Below are 18,166 nucleotides of genomic sequence, written 5' to 3' on the forward strand. Positions count from 1 at the left end.
CGAGAAACTTTACAGGTCGAAAAATACCGTCTCGTTCGGGCCGCGCAGATGGATGTCGAAGCGGTAGATCGTGCCCGACGAACCCGGCTTGGCCGCCGCGCCCGCCTCGCGCTTCGCGATCAGCGTATGACGGCGCTCGGCCGGCACGCTTTGCAGCACGGTGTCCTTCGCGTTGGCTTCGGTTTCGTCCTCGAAGTAGATGCGCGTATAGCTGTGCAGCAGCATGCCGCGCATCAGCACGATGACGTCGAGGTGCGGCGCGGAATCGTCGGCGGTGGCGCCCGGCTTCACCGTATCGACGATGAAGCGCAGCTTCGGATCCGTGCCCGTGCCCACGCGGGCAAAGCCGCGAAAGCCCGACTCGCGCGCTTCCTGCACGCTCTGCACATAGCGGCCGTTCGCATCGGCCTGGGCGACTTCGATCAGAGCGTCGTTGACGGGCTTGCCTTCGGCGTCGAACACGTTGCCGACGACGGCGATATGCTCGCCGGGCACTTCACGATCCGCCGCCGACGCGGTGAAGAGGCTCTTCAGATCGAAGTTGTATTGCTCGGGAACCAGGCCGTAAGCGAAGTACGGTCCGACGGTCTGCGAAGGGGTCTGTTTCAGCGTGGTCATGTTCGATTACTCCGTCGGCGTTTGATCCGGGCCGCGCAGCACGATATTGAATTCGTAGCCGAGCGCGTAGTTTTCCTGCGTCGTGTCGATCGAGAAGGACGAGACGAGACGCTTGCGCGCGTGCTCGGGAATGCCCTGATAGATCGGATCGAGGTCGAGCAGCGGATCGCCGGGGAAGTACATCTGCGTGACGAGGCGCGAGCCGAAGTATTCGCCGAAGAGCGAGAAGTGGATGTGCTGCGGACGCCACGCGTTAGGGTGATTGCCCCACGGATACGCGCCCGGCTTGATCGTCATGAAGCGATAGCGGCCTTCGTCGTCGGTGAGGCAGCGGCCCGCGCCGAGAAAGTTCGGGTCGAGCGGCGCGTCGTGCTGGTCGGCCTTGTGGACATAGCGGCCCGCGGCGTTCGCCTGCCACACTTCCACGAGCGTGTTGCGCACCGGACGGCCGCCTTCGTCGAGCACGCGGCCCGTCACGATGATGCGCTCGCCGAGCGGTTCGCCGTTTTTGGCGGCGTTGCGGGTGAGGTCGTTGTCGAGCACGCCCAGATCGTCAGCACCGTAGACCGGCACGCGGCGATTGCGCAGGTTTTCCTTCAGCGGAATGAGCGGCAGGCCCGGGCTGCGCAGAATCGACGACTTGTAGCCCGGCGACAGATACGCGGGATGCGATTCCCAGTCGCGCGGTGTGAGGATGGGGGAGGTCATGTCGACTGTCTCCTGTATTTGTGGATGTTGAATAGGATGTTTCTGATGGGTACTTTATAGAACGACTCAAGTTATGGAAAATGACGTTTTGTGTCATCTTGCATAACGGATCTTCATGGATACCGACTTCACCAACACCCGCGTCAAGTTCCGGCATTTGCAGTGTTTTCTCGCCGTCACGCAGCTCGGCAGCGTGCAGCGCGCCGCCGACAGCCTGTCGATCACGCAGCCCGCCGTTTCCAAGACGATCGGCGAACTCGAATCCATTCTAGGCGTGCGGCTCTTCGAGCGCGGGCGTCGCGGCGCGGTGCCCACGCGCGAAGGACGGCTTTTCGCGCCGCATGCGAGCGCGTGTGTCGCGTCCTTGCGCGAGGGCGTCGACATGCTCCTGCGCGAACGCGGCGACGTGCCCGGAACCATTGCGATCGGCATTTTGCCGACGGTCGCGCCCGTGCTCCTGTCGCCCGCGCTGATGGCGTTCCGGCAGCAGTGGCCGGCGGTGTCGCTGTCCGTGTGGACGGATTCGAACGCGCTGCTGCTGGAAAAGCTGAAGGCGGGCGACGTCGATCTCGTCGTCGGGCGGCTGTCGGAGCCGGAGGCGATGCACGGGCTTTCGTTCGAGCAGATCTATCGCGAGCCGCTCGCGGTGGTCGTGCGCCGTGAGCATCCGCTGACGCTCGAAACGCCGCTCACGCCTGCTTTGCTCGCGCGCTTCGTGATCGTCGTGCCGCCGTTCGGCACGTTGATTCGTCAATCGGCTGAAAGCGTGCTGACGGCGTTCGGCGCGCATGCGTTGACGGCGCTCGTCGAAACCTTGTCGGTGTCGCTTGGGCGCTCGCTCGCGATGAACAACGACGCCGTGTGGTTCGTGCCCGCCGGCGCGGTCGAGCAGGATATCGCGCTCGGATTGCTGACCGCGCTGCCGATGCCCTTCGCCGGCACCGACGAACCCATCGGCCTGATCCGCCGCAACGACGCCGCGCGCACGCCGGTGGAGGAAACGCTCGTCGATGCGCTGCGCGAAGCCGGCCGTTCACGCGCCGGGCGCAAATGACCGGCGGCGCCGGGCGGCTCGCAAGTTGCTGAAGGAGCATTTACCGCGCAGATTTCGCGCGAAAGAAATACTATGACAAAAGCGGCGGCTACGAAGTGACTGCAACAAACGGCCTTGGCGGCGGTCACATCCGAGGTTGTCCGCCGCCTCTGTCGTGGACGTCCCGCCGCACGCACGCGCCGCACTCGAACATGTTCGCAAGATGAAGACCGTACTGCTCGTCGATGACGACCCCGCCACCATCGAAGCCTGGACCCTCTGCATGCAAGGCGAGGACTGCACCGTCTTGTGCGCGTTCGACGGCAACGGCGCGTTATCGATTCTCGGGGAACAGCGGGTGGACATCGTCGTGTCGGACTGGATGATGCCGGGCCTGGGCGGCGCGCTCCTCTGCCAGACGATGAAGAACGATACGGCGCTCGCGCACATTCCTTTTCTGATGATTTCCGGGCATCCGAATCCGCCGGCTTTCGTGAGCTACGACGGATATCTGCGCAAGCCCGTCGATATGGAGACGCTGATCTCCGCGGTCAATCGCCTGTGCGCCGCGAAGAAGCGGCCGCTGTATTGAGCGCGCAGCGCCTCCGCCCGTCAACGGCCCTTCAGCTCAGCAGCTTCGCGCGCAGTTGCGACTGCACGGCCGCGCTCAAGGCCAGTCCGTTCGTGATATAGGCCGCCATCGAGCCATAAGACTGCGCCGCCTGGTCGAGACCCGCCTGAAGGAAGCTCGCCTGCACGCCGAGAACCGGATAGTACGCATCGGCGTAAGCCTGACCGTAGGCCTTGGCCATCCCGGCGTACTGCGCGGCGATATCGGCGGCGGTGTACGTGTTCGTGAGCAGGTAATCCTGCATGATCACGCTCTGCGGCACGTCGACCAGACTCAGCAGCACGGCCGTCACCCAGCCCGTGCGGTCCTTGCCCGCCGAGCAGTGGTAGAGCTGCGCGTTCTGACCGTTCGCCATCGCCGTGAAAAGCTGCGCGAGGCGCTGGCGATAGCCCGCGTCCAGCACCATCTGGCGTTCGCCGTTTTCCATCATCGCGATGGCGTCGGCTGCGGTGTTGATCGTCGGCATGCCGGGGGAATCGGTGCCGACGAGATTGAAGTTGATCCACGTCGCGCCGTTCAGCGTGGCGTCCGGCTGCTTCGTGATCTCCGAAGGCGTGCGCAGGTCGTAGATCGCGTGGATATCGAGCGTGGCGAGCGTCGCCAGATCCGCGGCGGACGGGCTCAGCGCATTGGCGCGGAAGAACACGCCACGGCGCAGCATCTGGCCCGACGAGGTCTTGTAGACGGATGCGGCGTCGGCGCCGGCGATGTCGCGGAAATTGTCCACCGACGCGAGACGCGGCGCGGCCGCAATGCGGGCATTGGTGGACGAGTCGATTCCCGCCGGGCTGTCGCTTCCGCCGCCGCCGCAACCGGCGAGCAGCGCACTGCCAGCAACGGGCATCAACAGCGCGCCGGCGGCTTGCCTGAGAAATTGACGGCGGCTGGACAACACGACTCGCGACGACTCTGACTGATGCAGCATTTTTTACCTCGTTCTGTAAGGAACGGGAATGCTACGGACGCCATGTGAAGGTTTTATTGCAGAACCCGGCAAAAAATAGCGAAAGATTTAGCGCAATTCAGCCAACGCGACATCCATCTGTTGTTGCGCGAGGCGGTTCAACTCCTGCGGAATGTCGCAATCGAGCGGCAGGCAAGGCGTGACGATGACGCGGATATGTCCGCCGCGATCCGGCCAGCCCTTCGCGGGCCAGACCTTGCCCGCGTCATGGACGACGGGCACGACCGGCACCTTCGTCGCGCAGGCGAGGCGCACGCCGCCTGAAGCAAGTTTGAGCGGCGCATCGTGCGCGACGCGCGTGCCTTCCGGAAAGATCACCACCGAATCGCCTTTTTTCAGCCGCGCCGCGCACTCGCGGGTCACGGCGGCGTGCGCCTGACGGATCGAGCCGCGATCGAGACTCACCATGTCGAGGCCGCGCAGCACCCAGCCGAAGAACGGAATGTTCATGAGCTCGTGCTTGAACACGAAACTGATGCGCCGCGGAAAGAGCGCCATGAACGTCAGCGTTTCCCACGTGGATTCGTGCCGCGACAGGATGATGCACGGCCCGTCGGGCAGATGCTCCAGTCCTTCGACCGAGCACGTGACGCCGGTGATGACACGCATCATCCCGACGACCGCGCGGCACCAGAGCTTCGCGAGCCCGTATCGCCCGTTGCGGCCGACGAACGGAAACAGCGGCAGGATCAGGATCGACCAGACAATGCCGCTGCCGAGCAGATAGGTTGCAAAGAGCCACTTGACGAGGGTGCGTCGCATCGGGATTCGTGAAGATGACAGGTGGATGACGAACGGCGGAATCCGCAAGCATAGCGTATCGGGCGAAACGCGCCGGACGGGCATTGCGCGTCATGCGATGTCATCGAAGCGATGCAACAATGGACCCCGACGAACCCGATTCGGCAAGGACGAAACGCAATGGACACTCAATCGCCGGTGCAATACGACGAAGGCATGCTGGAAGTGGGCGACGGTCACGCGATCTACTGGCGCGCGCAGGGCCCGCGCGACGCGCCCGCGATGCTCGTCGTCCACGGCGGCCCCGGCGGCGCGATGAACGTGAAATGGGCCGACGTGCTCGAAGCGGACGCATGGCGCGTCGTGTTCTTCGATCAGCGCGGCTGCGGCAAATCCACGCCGTTCGGCAAGCTGGAGGCGAACGGCATCGACGCGCTCGTCGGCGACATGGAGAAGCTGCGCGTCGAATTGCAGATCGAGCAATGGGCGATCTTCGGCGGCTCGTGGGGCACGACGCTCGGTCTCGCTTACGGCGTCGCGCATCCGGAGCGTTGCACGGGTTTCCTGCTGCGCGGCATCTTTCTCGCGCGGCGCGAGGACATCGACTGGTTCCTGTGGGACGTGCGGCGCGTGTTTCCCGAGGCGCATCGCGCGTTTCTCGATGCGATCGAGGCGGCGTGCGGCGAGCGTCCGGCGAGCGCGCAAGACATCTTGCGGATGACCGAAGCGCCGCTCGCGCGCTTCGACGAAGCCGGCACGCGGCTCGCACGCGCGTGGACGCACTACGAGACGACGCTGTCCGTCGTCAACAAGCCGGAAAAGGAATCCGGCGAAGAAGAGAAGCGCCCGAGCGCGGAAGCCAACGCCGCCGCCATCTCGATGGCGCTGCTCGAGCGTCACTACATGGCGAACGAACTGCCGCCGGTGCCGCTGCTGCCGCTCGTCGCGCGCATCGCGCATCTGCCTTGCCGGATCGTGCACGGTCGCTTCGACATGGTGTGTCCGGCCGATCAGGCGCTGGACCTGGCCGCACGCTGGCCCGGCGCGCAACTGGCTGTCGTGAGCGCCGCGGGGCACTGGACCTTCGAGCCGGGCAATCTCGCGGCATTGCGCGCGGGGGCGGCGGCGCTTGCCGTCGCGATCTCGCAAGTGAAAAGCGCGGCCTGATGCTCAGAAAATCGCGGTTGCTGCTTCGGTCAGCTTGCGCCAGTCGAGGTCCGCGCCGATCACGACCGGCTTCGCGGCGCGCTGCGTTGCGATCGTGAGCGTCACGCACAGCGACGTGCCCGTTACCGAGAGATAAGGCGCGCTCGTGACGACCTGTTGCGGCTTCGCGTGTGCATCGACGAAATACGGGCGATTGTCCCAGCGCCCGGTCGACGGATCCGCGATCGGCGCGAAGCGTTCGCTCGGCGCTTTCGCGGCCGCGCCCGCGAGGCCGGGCATGAACTCGCGGCCGGCCCGATCGAGGAAAAAGCAACTGAGCGTGCACGGCAGCGCAAGCAGATCGGCGCAGGCGGATTCGGTCGTCGAGCCCGACGCGAAGCGCCGCGCGGCGTGCGTGAGCCCGGCGCGATAGGGCAGCAGAAGCAAGTCGCCCGCGAGCCGCTCGGTGCGGCGCATCTGCGCGAGGGCGTCGAACACGTCTTCGAAGAGCGGCGTCGCCGCGCCGCGCCCGGCGAGCTGCGCCGACGGCATGCCGAACAGATAACCCTGCACGAAATCGACGTTGGAGCGCGCGGCGAGCATCAGATCCTCGGACGTCTCGATGCCTTCCGCGACCACGAACATGCCCGACTCGTGCAGCAGATCGACGAGTTTCGGCATCAGCGCGTCGCGCATGTGGGCGCTCTTCGTTCGCACGAGACTGCGATCCAATTTGACGATGTCCGGCCGCAACGTGATCAGCCGGTCGATGTTGGAATGCCCCGCGCCGAAATCATCGACCGCGACGAGAAAGCCCTGCGCGCGAAACGCGTGCGTCGCGCGCGAGAGTTTCTCGACGTCCGTGCCGCCCGATTCCAGCACTTCGATCACGAGCCGCTCGGGCGCGAGACCGGCTTCGCGCGTGGCGAGGGCGAGCCGCGCGGCATAGCCCGGATCGGTGAAGGTCGCCGGATTGATGTTGATGAAGAGCCATTGCGCGGCAGGCAGCAAGGGCGCCGCGTTGCGCAGATGCGCGAGGTGGCTCATGCGGTCCAGCTCGGTCAGCTTGCCCGCGACGATCGCTCGCCCGAAAAGATCGAACGGCCCGACGAGCGCGCCGCCGCCCGCATCGCCGCGCAACAGCGCTTCGTAGCCCACCTCGCGTTGATGCGGCAGGCTGTAGATCGGTTGCAGATGCGTGCGCAGCGCGATGCCGTCGACGACCTCCGGCTGTCGGGTCAGCACGGCGGACGAACGCACGAGGGAGCGGTCAGGGCGATGAACGGCACGGCAGTCACGCGTTTCGATGGGGATGAGCGCAATATCGGCCAGCCGTGCGCAAACTTGAGCAGCGAAGTCGTCGATACGTCTAGAGCGCTTGAGCGCCTCCGGTTTGCCGCAAAGCCCCGCGCGACCTATCTTTGTTGGTGCAGTGCTACGATCCGCGTGCAACTTGAGCCGGTCGCGCTCGTCGAAAGTTGCAACGAAACCCTAGAGAGAGATATGGCGCAACAGAAAACCAATCCCAAACTCGAGCAGGCGCTGACGCGCGGCGATCTCGCGATCCGCCAGGCCAACTCGGGCCGCGCCACCGCGGTGCTGCGCGCGCTCGGCAAGATGATCGTGGAAGCATCGGCGACGATCGGCGTCGAGGCTCACGTCGTCATCCACGATGGCGACAAGATCTACGACCCCGCCGACGGCGTGTGGCCCCAGCAACTTCTCGTGTCGCTCGATGGCCCGGTCGAGGAGAACGATCCCGACGAGATCCGCACGATCACGCTGCTCGCCGACACCCCCGCGACGATTTTCCGCTGCGAATGGCAACGCGCCGACGGCAATATCGGACGACAGGAGGGCCGTCCGCTTGCGATGGTCGCTTTCATTACCGACGTGGATATTCCCTGGCTCGACGAAGACGACTGATTTTTTAATCCGCTTTAGCGGATTTCACACAGTCGACATGATTATGTCGTGATAGCGCGGGCGTTTTTTCAATAGAACGCCCGCTTTCCGGTTTCGGTTTTTCAAACAGATTTATATCCCCATTCCCGCCCGCTCTACGTTTCGCACTTTCTGCGAAGAAAAAGTGTAAGCAAACGTTACCAGTTACCTTTTCTAACGTATTTTCCAGCGTTTACGCGATGATCCGCGGGCTTCTGCGAACGCTATTCTCCTGATTGTCTCTCGCGTCGATTGGTGGCTGCTCGCCCTCGTTCTTTCACCCTGTTCGGGCTCGCATATTCCCTCGCGGCATATCGGTATGTGGTTTTCCGCGGCTACCGGCGATCGGCTTTGCGCCGTTTAGAAGCTTTCTTCCACAGGTTTAGCCTGAAAGTTGCTGAGAAACAGTGGCAAGCGCGCACCCCGTTATTTGACTTCGTGAGAGGCTCGTTTTGCCCGTGTAAGGAACCACTAAATAACGTCCTCGACACGCGGCACTTTCCAATCGCCAAGAAAAAATGGGGTTTACAAATGGAACGCCTTAACCTTGCCAACAATGCCGCCGCTAACCAAACCGAATCGGCGGTTCGTCCAACTCTCACCGTCGTACCCGCACTTCAGAAAACGGAGCGCATGCCGTTTACTATCCGTATCGTCCGGGACGATGCCGGATTGCAAAAAGCCGTGAGCATCAGACGTTCGGCCTACGGACGGCATCTGCCCGAATTCGCGGACAAAATGACGATCGAGCCCTCCGACTGGGATCGCGGCACGGCGGTGCTTCTGGCGGAATCGAAGCTGGACGGCGCGCCGCTCGGCACCATGCGCATTCAGACCAATGCGTATGGTCCGCTCGCCGTCGAGCAGTCGGTGCGTCTGCCCGAGCATCTGGCGACGAGCCGCCTCGCGGAAGCGACGCGTCTCGGCGTCGCGGGCGGAATGGTGGGGCGGGTGGTCAAGGTGGCGTTGTGCAAGGCGCTGTGGCTGTTCTGCGAACTGCACGAGATCGATTACATGGTGATTACGGCGCGTACGCCGCTGGATCGGGAGTATGAGGCGATGCTCTTCAAGGATGTTTTCGGCGTCAACGAATTCCTGCCGATGTCGCATGTGGGCGGCCTGCCGCATCGCGTGCTGGCGAAAGACGTTGCTGCGGCGCGTCAGCGCTGGGAGGAAGCCCATCACCCGCTCTTCAATTACATGGTGCACACGCATCATCCGGATATCGATTTGCATTCTGTAGATTTATCTTTTGACTGGGAACCGGTACGATGCCCGGAAGCCCCGTTGATGGCTTACGGCAGGTGAAAAGGCACGATCGTATCCAGGAAGGTAAAAGCGAATAACCGGACCACATAGCGGTCCGGTAGGCCAAAAAAGCGACGGCGCGCGGGGTTTTCGGGCTCCGCCGCTGTCTGCGTCGGCGCATTTCGCGCTGGGCGCAAACGGGGGTTTTTCCAGGTATGGCGTCGGTTATTCCAGCTTCCTTATCGAGATTCAGACGCACGGGCTCGTGGATCGACGACGCGTTGTACGCGGTCGCCGTCTACGCCGTGCCCATTCTGATTTTGCTCGGTACGATCGCGACGCTTTATTTCCTGCCGCGCCAATATGAAACGCGCGGCGCGGTTCCGCTCGCACTGCGCGTCATCGCCGATAAAGGCGGCATCATGACCCCCGCCGAGGCGCTCGAAGCATTGCAGGGCGCGGCACCGGTTTCCCGTTACAGCACGCGTCTTTCCGAAAAGCCCATCTGGTTCAGTTTCACGACGCCGAGCATGAGCGCGGATTCATCGACGGTCGTCGAATTGCCATCCCGTCATGCGCAAACGCTTGCCTGCTGGAACGCGAGCACGCTCGCTCCGCTCGGCCAGGCGGATCGCGAAGGCGTGAGCGGCGAGATGCGCGTGGTGAAAGCGGGCTTCTCCGTTCAGGTCGGCCGCATCAAACAAGCCGAGAATATTCTGTGCCGCGGCACCTTTTCCGGTCCGGCGCAGATCAATGCGTACGCGTGGGAATGGCAGGGGCTGCGCAATTCGGCGCTCGACTTTCAGGAGAGTTCGGGGCTGATCGCCGGCGGTCTGCTGACACTCGCGGTGTTCGTCTTCGTCACGGCGCTCATCAATCACGAGTGGACTTATGTGATTTTCGCGGTGTGGCTCGTCGGCAATCTGCGCCTCTGCGCGAACGCGATGGGCTGGGACATGCAATGGCTCGGCCGTCTGCTGCCGTCGGACTTCATGCAGCCGCTGCGCCAGTTCACTTTCGCCGCCTATTACCTGCTGACGGCCGCGCTCTTCCAGCAGCTTTTCCGGCGCGAGTTGCGCGTGGTCGGCTATCGCTGGCTGCTGCGTGTGATTCAGTATGTCGGTTTGGTGCTGCTCGCGGCCGCGTTCGCGTTGCCGTACGCGCTGTTCATTCCGGCGCTCTGGGTCATCGCGGGTTTCGGCATCTGCGTGCTGCTGTTCTTCCTCGCGCGGCTCGTGTGGATGGCGCGCTCGCGCACCGTGCTCTGGTATGTCGCCTCGCTCGCCGTGGTGCTGTTCTCCACGTTCTCCGAAGTGCTCGGCGCGGCCTTCGGGCTGAAGGTGCTGGTCGGCGGCGTGAATACGGTGATGGCGGCGCTGTCGTCGAGCATGATGGCGGCTTTCGCGATCGCCGAGCAGATGCGCGCCGAACGCGATTTCCGCCGCCAGGCGCAGATGGAATTGCGCAATACCTACGAAGTCACGCCGATCGGCCTGTTCACGCTCGATGCCGACGGTCACTTCGTGCGCGCTAATCCCGCGTTGCGCGCGATGCTCGATCTGCAAAAGACCGACTACAAGGTGCGCCACTGGAACGACTATTTCGAGGCGGGCGCGTGGGGCGCGTTGCAGGCGCTGGCGTCGAAGGGCAGCGACGGCGAACTCGAAATGGGCGGCTCGTCCGAGCGCGGCACCGGCGAACGGCGCTACCTGCTGAAGGCGATCCGCTCGAACGGATGGATCGAAGGCTCGCTGCAGGACACGACCGAACGCTCGAAGGCCGTCGAGCGGCTGCGTTTTCTCGCGGAGCACGATTCGCTGACGGGCTCGCTGAATCGCCGCGGCGTCGAGAAGGCGATCTCCGTGCAGAGCGAAGAGACGCTGCCGTGGGCGCTGGCTTATGTCGATCTCGACCGCTTCAAGCTCGTCAACGATCTCTTCGGCCATCGCAGCGGCGACGAAGTGCTGCGCCAGGTCGCGGCGCGCACGCGGGCGCACTTCGCGCGCAGCTATCCGGTCGGGCGTATCGGCGGCGACGAGTTCGTCTGCGTGATGCACGACACGTCGATCGAAGACGCCATCGCGCAATGCCGCGAGCTCATTTCGATTCTCTCCGACGCGCCGTATCAGGTCGGCAATCGCGCGTTCCAGGTGAAGGCGTCGATCGGTCTCGTCGAATGCTCGCAGGGCGTGCGCGTGCAGGACGCGCTGTCACATGCGGATCGCGCGTGCCGCGAAGCGAAGAAGGTCGCGCATACGCATCTCGTCACGTACCGCAAGGGCGCCGCGGCTTTCGAGGAGCGCGCGGAGGAACTGAAGCTCGTCGAGACGCTCGGGCGCAATCGCCTGCCGCCGGGACTTTTCCTCGTGATGCAGCCGATCATGTCGCTTTCCGCGCCGACCGAATCGCTAAACTTCGAAGTGCTGCTGCGCATGCGCGCCCCCGACGGCGCGACGCTGCCCGCCGGCAAGGTGATCGTCGCGGCGGAAGAATCGGGCAATATCGCCGCGATCGATCGCTGGGTCATTTCGACGCTGCTCGACTGGATCGAGGCGCATCAGCATCAGCTCGGCAACACGCAGTTCATCTGCGTGAACCTGTCGGGCGGCTCGCTGAACGACGAGCAGTTCATGGAGGACATCTTCGCGCTCTTCGCGGCGCATCAGTCGATCGTGCATTACCTGTGTCTCGAGATCACGGAGAGCGTCGCGCTGCACGATCTGGAGAACACGCAGCGCTTCATCGCGCGCGTGCACGACATGGGCGGCAAGATCGCGCTCGACGACTTCGGCGCGGGCTACACGTCGTTCAAATATCTGAAGGCGTTATCCGCCGACGCGCTCAAGATCGACGGCGAGTTCGTGCGCTCGATGTGCGCGCATCCGGCGGATATCGCGATCGTCGAGGCGATCGTCGCACTGGCGCGCAATCTCGGCATGCGCAGCGTCGCCGAGTGGGTCGAGGACGTCGACACCTTGCGCGCGCTGCAGGAGATCGGCGTGGACTACGTGCAGGGCTTCCTCGTCGCGCGGCCGCAGGAAAGCTCGGCGATTCTCGCGGCGAGCTCGGCCGCGAGCTTCGTGAAGGACCCGGAAGTCATCAGTTTCGTCGAAGGCCTGTCGGAGCCGCCGCAGGCGACCGTGTTCGACTACGACTGGCACGCGCGCGCCTCGGGCACGCACTGAGCCCGGCGCCGCTCAAACCGTCTTCATCTCGTTCAATACTTTTGCCGCCGCAATCGGAATGCGCGTGTCGTTCCATTGCGCGAGCCATTGAACCTCCTTGCGCGTGAAATAGCCGGGGTGATTGCGCAGCGCGAACTGCAGCGAATCGACAATGTGATCGCGGATGATCTGCGGCGCGTTCTCGTCGTTGACGATCGCGTGCAAGGCTTCGAGTGTGCTCATGTCGTTTGTCGGTGATGACGGTTCTCGTCGAACATAACCGACTAAAAATCGCGAAAAATATTGGCCCGATCGTGCGGCCGGCGCGCGAGCGGGCGCTTGATAAAATCGTCCCGGACGGCTTTACTAAATAAAAACACTGGATTTAATCGAACGGGGACGAACACATGAACGATGTCCGGCGCGCGCGCCCGCCCCGAAAGGCCCGGGCCGATGTCTGAGCGGCCCGCGCGCAAAGCCTCGGCGCATTCCGTCGGCTCGAATCAGCTCGGCATGCGCCAGTTCAACGAGCGCATCGTCCTGCAGGCGATCCGGCTCCACGGCGCGTTGCCCAAGGCCGACGTCGCGCGCATGACGCGCTTGTCGATGCAGACGGCCTCGCTGATCGTCGATCATCTGATCGAGGACGGCCTGCTCGCGAAGGAGCCGCGCTCGCGCGTGCGCGGGCGTATCGGTCAGCCGTCGGTGCCGATTTCGCTGCGTGCGGACGGCGCGTTTTCCATCGGCGTGAAAGTGGGCCGGCGCAGTCTCGACGTGCTGTCGATGGACTTCGCCGGCAACGTGCGCTCGCGCGAGACGCTCGAATATCCGTATCCCGATCCGCATACGCTTTTTCCCGCGCTGGAGGAGCGGCTCGCGCGCGTAGTCGGCGCGCTCGGGGACGGCGCGCGGCAGATCGCGGGCGTCGGCGTGGCGGCGCCGCTGTGGATCGGCGGCTGGCGCGACTTCTTCGACACGCCGCGCGACGCGCTCGCGGCGTGGGACGACATCGACATCCGCGAACGGATCGAAGCAATGACGGCGCTGCCCGTCGAGTTCGCCAAGGACACGACGGCCGCGTGCGCCGCCGAACTCGTGATGGGCCAGGGACGCGGGCTGCGCAACTTCCTGTACGTGTTCATCGGGACGTTCATCGGCGGCGGGCTCGTGATCGACGGACGATTGCACGCGGGCCCGGGCGGCAACGCGGGCGCCATCGGCTCATTGCCGCTGATGAGCCGCGGCAAGGGACGGCGCCCGGGGCAACTGCTCGACACGGCGTCGGTGTATGTGCTGGAGAAGGCGTTCGTCGCGGCGGGCGCGCCGGCCGCCGCCGCGCACGACGAGCGCGCGCTGTCGCCGGCGTTGCACGAGCTTTCGGACGCGTGGATGCGCAAGGCGTGTCCCGCGATCGCGACGGGCATCGCGGCGTCGGCTGCGCTGCTGGATCTCGAAGCCGTGGTGATCGACGGCGAAATCGACCGGACCTTGCTGCGCGAAGTGATCGGCCGCACCGATGACGCGCTCGCCGCGTTCGACTGGCAAGGCATGACGCGCCCGCGTCTCGTCGAAGGGCAGATCGGCCCCGACGCCCGCGCGATGGGCGGCGCGATCCTGCCGCTCTACGCGCATTTCGCGCCGAAGCACGAGCTTTTCCTGAAACCGCTCGACGGCTGAATCAGTCGAGCGAGAGCCGCGCGGCGAATGCGAGCAGCGCGGCGGAGAACGTCCAGCGCTGCACGGTCTGCGCTTTCGGATGACGACGAAGCCAGCCGGAAATCCGCATTGCGCCCGCCGCCAGCGTGAGGTCGAACATGACGCCGACCGCGATCAGCACGACGCCCAGTTCCAGCACTTGCGACCAGACCGGACCGGACTCCGGACGCACGAATTGCGGCAGCAGCACGGAGCAGAACAGCAGCGCCTTCGGATTGAGAATGCTGCTGAGAATGCCTTTCGCGTAAGCCGAACGCAGCGTGAATGCGGCGGCCTGACCGGGCGCCGCGTCGAGCCCGAATGCGGGCGAACGGAAAATCTGAATCGCCACATAAGCGAGATACAGACCGCCCGCGATGCGCACGCCGTCGTAGAGCCACGGCGCGCTGCGCAAGAGCGCGGCGACGCCGAGCGCCGACAGCGTCACGTGCGTCGCTCGCGCCGTGGCGAGTCCGCCGGCCACGGCGAGACCGTGACGGAAACCGCGCGTGCCGCTCGTCTGAACGACGAGTGCCATGTCCGGGCCCGGCAGCGCATAAACGACCGCAAGCGCGCCGATGAAAACCCAAAGCAAGTGTGCCGAGACCATGATGTGCTCCTGTTTCGATGGCTACATCGTGCCACTTCCGATGGAGCGTTTTCTGGCATTTTGCATCGACTGTTCTTTCATGGTTGCAGCTTTCCCCTGGAATCAATCTAAACCAGAGAGGAATGCTCCATGACGGAAATCGACCGCATCGATCGCGCGATACTCGTCGCGCTTCAGCAGGACGGCCGCATGCCCGTCGCGAAACTCGCCGAGCGCGTCGGCCTGAGCGAGACGCCGTGCGCGCGGCGGCTCAAGCGCCTCGAAAGCGACGGATATATCGACGGCTATCGCGCGGTGCTCTCGCGCAAGGCGCTGGAACTGGGCGTCGTCGCGTTCGCGCAGGTGCGCTTCAGCGTGCACGACCGCGCGCTGTCGGATCGCTTCGAGCGCGAAATTCAGGGCATTTCGCGCATCGTGTCGTGTCACAACGTTTCAGGCACGGCGGATTATTTGCTGCAGATCATCGCGCGCGATCTCGACGAATACGGCATCTTCATGCGCGACGTCCTGCGAACCTTGCCGGGCGTGACGGCCGTCGAATCGATGCTCTCGTTGCGCGAGATCAAACGCGACAGCGGATTGCCCGTGCCCTGAAGATTGTCTATACAAGAATGACGCGAGCACGGCGAGACGGGCTCCGGGATTCCCCTAATACAATCGAAGTTGTATATACAAGAACATGAGACCCATCGATGCGGGCCATCGCTCGCATCCGTCGACATTCTCTCTTCTTGATGCGCAGGAGCATTCGTGACTTCATCTTCCCGTTTTCGCGACACCGAGATCCGCGCGCCGCGCGGCACGCAACTCAACGCCAAAAGCTGGCTGACCGAAGCGCCGCTGCGCATGCTGATGAACAATCTCGACCCCGAGGTGGCCGAGAATCCGAAGGAACTGGTCGTGTACGGCGGCATCGGCCGGGCGGCGCGCGACTGGGCGTGCTACGACAAGATCGTCGAAACGCTGAAGCGGCTCGAAGCGGATGAGACGCTGCTCGTCCAGTCGGGCAAGCCGGTCGGCGTGTTCAAGACGCACGAAAACGCGCCGCGCGTGCTGATCGCGAATTCGAACCTCGTGCCGCACTGGGCGAACTGGGAACACTTCAACGAGCTCGACGCGAAGGGCCTCGCGATGTACGGGCAGATGACCGCCGGAAGCTGGATCTATATCGGCAGCCAGGGCATCGTGCAGGGCACATATGAGACGTTCGTCGAAGCCGGACGCCAGCATTACGGCGGCGAACTCAAAGGCCGCTGGGTGCTCACCGCCGGTCTCGGCGGCATGGGCGGCGCGCAGCCGCTCGCTGCGACGCTCGCGGGCGCGTGTTCGCTGAACATCGAATGTCAGCAGAGCCGTATCGATTTCCGTCTGAAAACGCGTTACGTCGACGAACAGGCGACCGATCTCGACGACGCCCTCGCGCGCATCCAGCGTTACACGTCCGAAGGCCGCGCGATTTCCATCGCGTTGTGCGCGAACGCGGCCGACGTGCTGCCCGAACTCGTGCGGCGCGGCGTGCGTCCGGACATGGTCACCGACCAGACGAGCGCGCACGATCCGCTCAATGGCTATCTGCCGAAAGGCTGGACCTGGGCGCAATATCGCGACCGCGCGCAAAGCGATCCGGCGGGCACGGTGAAAGCCGCGAAGCAATCGATGGCCGAGCACGTCCGCGCGATGCTCGCGTTCCGCGAACAGGGCGTGCCGACGTTCGACTACGGCAACAATATCCGCCAGATGGCGAAGGAAGAGGGCGTCGCCAACGCGTTCGATTTTCCGGGCTTCGTGCCGGCGTATATCCGCCCGCTCTTTTGCCGTGGCGTCGGGCCGTTCCGCTGGGCCGCGCTTTCGGGCAATCCGGAGGACATCTACAAGACCGACGCGAAAGTGAAGGAACTGATCGCCGATGACGCGCATCTGCATCGCTGGCTCGACATGGCGCGCGAGCGCATCAGCTTCCAGGGCTTGCCGGCGCGCATTTGCTGGGTCGGGCTCGGCCAACGCGCGAAGCTCGGCCTCGCGTTCAACGAGATGGTGCGCAACGGCGAATTGTCGGCGCCGGTCGTGATCGGCCGCGATCATCTCGATTCCGGCTCGGTCGCGAGTCCGAACCGCGAGACCGAAGCGATGCAGGACGGCTCGGACGCCGTGTCCGACTGGCCGCTCCTGAACGCGCTCCTGAACACGGCGAGCGGCGCGACGTGGGTATCGATCCACCACGGCGGCGGCGTCGGCATGGGCTTCTCGCAGCACGCGGGCGTCGTGATCGTGTGCGACGGCAGCCACGAAGCCGACGCACGCATCGCGCGCGTCCTGAACAACGATCCGGCGACGGGCGTCATGCGCCACGCCGACGCGGGTTATGACATCGCGATCGAATGCGCGCGCGAGCAGGGCCTCGATCTGCCGATGATCACGCGATGAAAACGCTTTGGGACCACTGCCACGCCGCAACGCTGACCGGTGGCAAGTATTCGATCATCGAAGACGCGGCGATATTGACTGACGGCGCGCGCATCGAATGGATCGGGCCGCGCGCGGCGGCGCCGGAGATCGGCGAGGGCGAGCGTGTCGATCTGGAAGGCGCTTGGGTGACGCCGGGCCTGATCGATTGCCACACGCATCTCGTCTTCGGCGGCGATCGGAGCGGCGAGTTCGAAGAGCGGCTCGAAGGCGTGAGCTATGCGGAGATCGCGGCGCGCGGCGGCGGCATCACGAGCACGGTGCGCGCGACGCGCGAAGCCAGCGAGGACGCGCTGTTCGAAGCCGCGAAGAGGCGCGCGTTCGGGCTGATGCGCGAGGGCGTGACCGCGCTCGAAGTGAAATCCGGTTACGGGCTCGATCTCGCCAACGAACGCAAGATGCTCGCCGTCGCACGACGTCTCGGCCACGCGCTGCCGCTCACCGTGCGCGCGACCTGCCTCGCCGCGCATGCGTTGCCGCCCGAATACGCGAATCGCGCGGATGACTACATCGCCTACATCTGCGACGAAATGCTGCCGGCGCTCGTGGAAGAAGGCCTCGTCGACGCCGTCGATGCTTTCTGCGAGCACATCGCGTTTTCTACGCAGCAGGTCGAGCGTGTGTTTCGATGCGCGCGCGATCTCGGCGTGTCCGTGAAGTTGCACGCCGAGCAGTTGTCGTCATTGCACGGATCGTCGCTGGCGGCGCGCTATCAGGCGTTGTCGGCGGATCATCTCGAGTTCATGACCGAAGCCGATGCCATCGCGATGGCGCAGTCCGGCACCGTCGCCGTGCTCCTGCCGGGCGCGTTCTACATGTTGCGCGAGACGCAGTTGCCGCCCATCGATGCGTTGCGGCGGCAGCGTGTGCCGATCGCGCTCGCGAGCGACCTGAATCCCGGTACGTCGCCGGCGCTTTCGTTGCGCATGATGCTCAACATGGGATGCACGCTGTTTCGCCTGACGCCGGAAGAAGCGCTCGCCGGCGTGACGATTCACGCGGCGCGCGCGCTCGGATTGAAAGCGACGCACGGATCGCTCGAAGCGGGCAAGTGTGCGGATTTTGTCGCGTGGCGAATCGAAAGGCCTGCCGAGCTTTCCTACTGGCTCGGCGGCGCGCTGCCGAATCGCGTCGTGCGCGGCGGCGCGGAGATCGATTTCGAACGCATTGCCCGATAACAAAACGCCTCGTCCGGGTTCGG

17 protein-coding genes are annotated in these 18,166 nt (G+C 64.5%); 10 read left to right on the forward strand and 7 right to left on the reverse strand.

Features of this window, described 5'->3' with window-relative positions; translation table 11 throughout:
* Window positions 1-9: 9 nt before the first annotated feature.
* Together pcaG and pcaH are read right to left on the reverse strand one after the other, a co-directional pair.
* A complete protein-coding gene (gene pcaG / locus NOV72_RS01000; RefSeq protein WP_106852716.1) occupies window positions 10-618 on the reverse strand; it encodes a protocatechuate 3,4-dioxygenase subunit alpha in 609 nt (202 codons plus the stop codon).
* Window positions 619-624: 6 nt separating this feature from the next.
* Window positions 625-1,326 carry a protocatechuate 3,4-dioxygenase subunit beta gene (pcaH, locus tag NOV72_RS01005; protein WP_106852717.1) on the reverse strand — a complete coding sequence of 234 codons (702 nt, stop codon included), beginning with the start codon at window positions 1,324-1,326 and terminating at the stop codon, window positions 625-627.
* Between the two features lie 115 nt (window positions 1,327-1,441).
* Between pcaH and pcaQ the strand changes: the two genes are divergently transcribed.
* Entirely contained in the window at window positions 1,442-2,380 is a 939-nt protein-coding gene (gene pcaQ, locus NOV72_RS01010; RefSeq protein ID WP_106852718.1) for a pca operon transcription factor PcaQ, read from the forward strand.
* Window positions 2,381-2,582: 202 nt separating this feature from the next.
* A complete protein-coding gene (locus NOV72_RS01015; RefSeq protein WP_238217385.1) occupies window positions 2,583-2,951 on the forward strand; it encodes a response regulator in 369 nt (122 codons plus the stop codon).
* Window positions 2,952-2,982: 31 nt separating this feature from the next.
* On the opposite strand, the gene NOV72_RS01020 is transcribed toward NOV72_RS01015, so the two are convergent.
* Together NOV72_RS01020 and NOV72_RS01025 are read right to left on the reverse strand one after the other, a co-directional pair.
* Window positions 2,983-3,915 carry a tyrosine-protein phosphatase gene (locus tag NOV72_RS01020; protein ID WP_106852720.1) on the reverse strand — a complete coding sequence of 311 codons (933 nt, stop codon included), beginning with the start codon at window positions 3,913-3,915 and terminating at the stop codon, window positions 2,983-2,985.
* Window positions 3,916-4,002: 87 nt separating this feature from the next.
* Window positions 4,003-4,716: a lysophospholipid acyltransferase family protein gene (locus NOV72_RS01025; protein ID WP_106852721.1), complete on the reverse strand. Its 714-nt coding sequence runs from the start codon at window positions 4,714-4,716 to the stop codon at window positions 4,003-4,005.
* A gap of 159 nt (window positions 4,717-4,875) precedes the next feature.
* On the opposite strand from NOV72_RS01025, the gene pip reads away from it, so the two are divergent.
* Window positions 4,876-5,862 carry a prolyl aminopeptidase gene (gene pip, locus NOV72_RS01030; RefSeq protein WP_106852722.1) on the forward strand — a complete coding sequence of 329 codons (987 nt, stop codon included), beginning with the start codon at window positions 4,876-4,878 and terminating at the stop codon, window positions 5,860-5,862.
* A 3-nt stretch (window positions 5,863-5,865) separates the two neighbouring features.
* Here pip and NOV72_RS01035 read toward each other — a convergent pair whose 3' ends face one another.
* On the reverse strand, window positions 5,866-7,101 hold the full coding sequence (locus tag NOV72_RS01035) for an EAL domain-containing protein (RefSeq protein ID WP_245932845.1): 1,236 nt from the start codon (window positions 7,099-7,101) through the stop codon (window positions 5,866-5,868).
* 243 nt (window positions 7,102-7,344) lie between these two features.
* Here NOV72_RS01035 and NOV72_RS01040 point away from each other — a divergent pair, with 243 nt between their 5' ends.
* The 3 genes from NOV72_RS01040 to NOV72_RS01050 all read left to right on the forward strand — a co-directional run bounded on the left by NOV72_RS01040 (window position 7,345) and on the right by NOV72_RS01050 (window position 12,218).
* Window positions 7,345-7,767, forward strand: coding sequence for a hypothetical protein (locus NOV72_RS01040; RefSeq protein WP_014251177.1), 423 nt, complete (start codon window positions 7,345-7,347; stop codon window positions 7,765-7,767).
* A gap of 549 nt (window positions 7,768-8,316) precedes the next feature.
* Entirely contained in the window at window positions 8,317-9,093 is a 777-nt protein-coding gene (locus NOV72_RS01045) for a hypothetical protein (RefSeq protein ID WP_106852723.1), read from the forward strand.
* A gap of 155 nt (window positions 9,094-9,248) precedes the next feature.
* On the forward strand, window positions 9,249-12,218 hold the full coding sequence (locus NOV72_RS01050) for an EAL domain-containing protein (RefSeq protein WP_106852724.1): 2,970 nt from the start codon (window positions 9,249-9,251) through the stop codon (window positions 12,216-12,218).
* A gap of 12 nt (window positions 12,219-12,230) precedes the next feature.
* On the opposite strand, the gene NOV72_RS01055 is transcribed toward NOV72_RS01050, so the two are convergent.
* A complete protein-coding gene (locus NOV72_RS01055; protein WP_106852725.1) occupies window positions 12,231-12,440 on the reverse strand; it encodes a hypothetical protein in 210 nt (69 codons plus the stop codon).
* Between the two features lie 210 nt (window positions 12,441-12,650).
* Here NOV72_RS01055 and NOV72_RS01060 point away from each other — a divergent pair, with 210 nt between their 5' ends.
* Window positions 12,651-13,874 (forward strand): ROK family transcriptional regulator, encoded by a 1,224-nt coding sequence (locus NOV72_RS01060; protein WP_106853213.1) that lies wholly within the window; start codon window positions 12,651-12,653, stop codon window positions 13,872-13,874.
* Between the two features lies 1 nt (window position 13,875).
* Here NOV72_RS01060 and NOV72_RS01065 read toward each other — a convergent pair whose 3' ends face one another.
* Window positions 13,876-14,502: a LysE family translocator gene (locus NOV72_RS01065; protein WP_106852726.1), complete on the reverse strand. Its 627-nt coding sequence runs from the start codon at window positions 14,500-14,502 to the stop codon at window positions 13,876-13,878.
* A gap of 129 nt (window positions 14,503-14,631) precedes the next feature.
* Here NOV72_RS01065 and NOV72_RS01070 point away from each other — a divergent pair, with 129 nt between their 5' ends.
* The 3 genes from NOV72_RS01070 (at window position 14,632) to hutI (ending at window position 18,143) form a co-directional block, all read left to right on the forward strand.
* Window positions 14,632-15,096, forward strand: a complete 465-nt coding sequence (locus tag NOV72_RS01070) for an Lrp/AsnC family transcriptional regulator (RefSeq protein WP_106852727.1) — start codon at window positions 14,632-14,634, stop codon at window positions 15,094-15,096.
* 156 nt (window positions 15,097-15,252) lie between these two features.
* Complete coding sequence (gene hutU, locus NOV72_RS01075; protein WP_106852728.1) at window positions 15,253-16,926, forward strand: urocanate hydratase; 1,674 nt, start codon at window positions 15,253-15,255, stop codon at window positions 16,924-16,926.
* A complete protein-coding gene (gene hutI, locus NOV72_RS01080; RefSeq protein WP_106852729.1) occupies window positions 16,923-18,143 on the forward strand; it encodes an imidazolonepropionase in 1,221 nt (406 codons plus the stop codon). The genes hutU and hutI overlap by 4 nt, the downstream gene beginning before the upstream one ends.
* Window positions 18,144-18,166: the final 23 nt, after the last annotated feature.

It is taken from the genome of Caballeronia novacaledonica, from assembly GCF_900258035.1.
Taxonomy (GTDB): Bacteria; Pseudomonadota; Gammaproteobacteria; order Burkholderiales; family Burkholderiaceae; genus Caballeronia; species Caballeronia novacaledonica.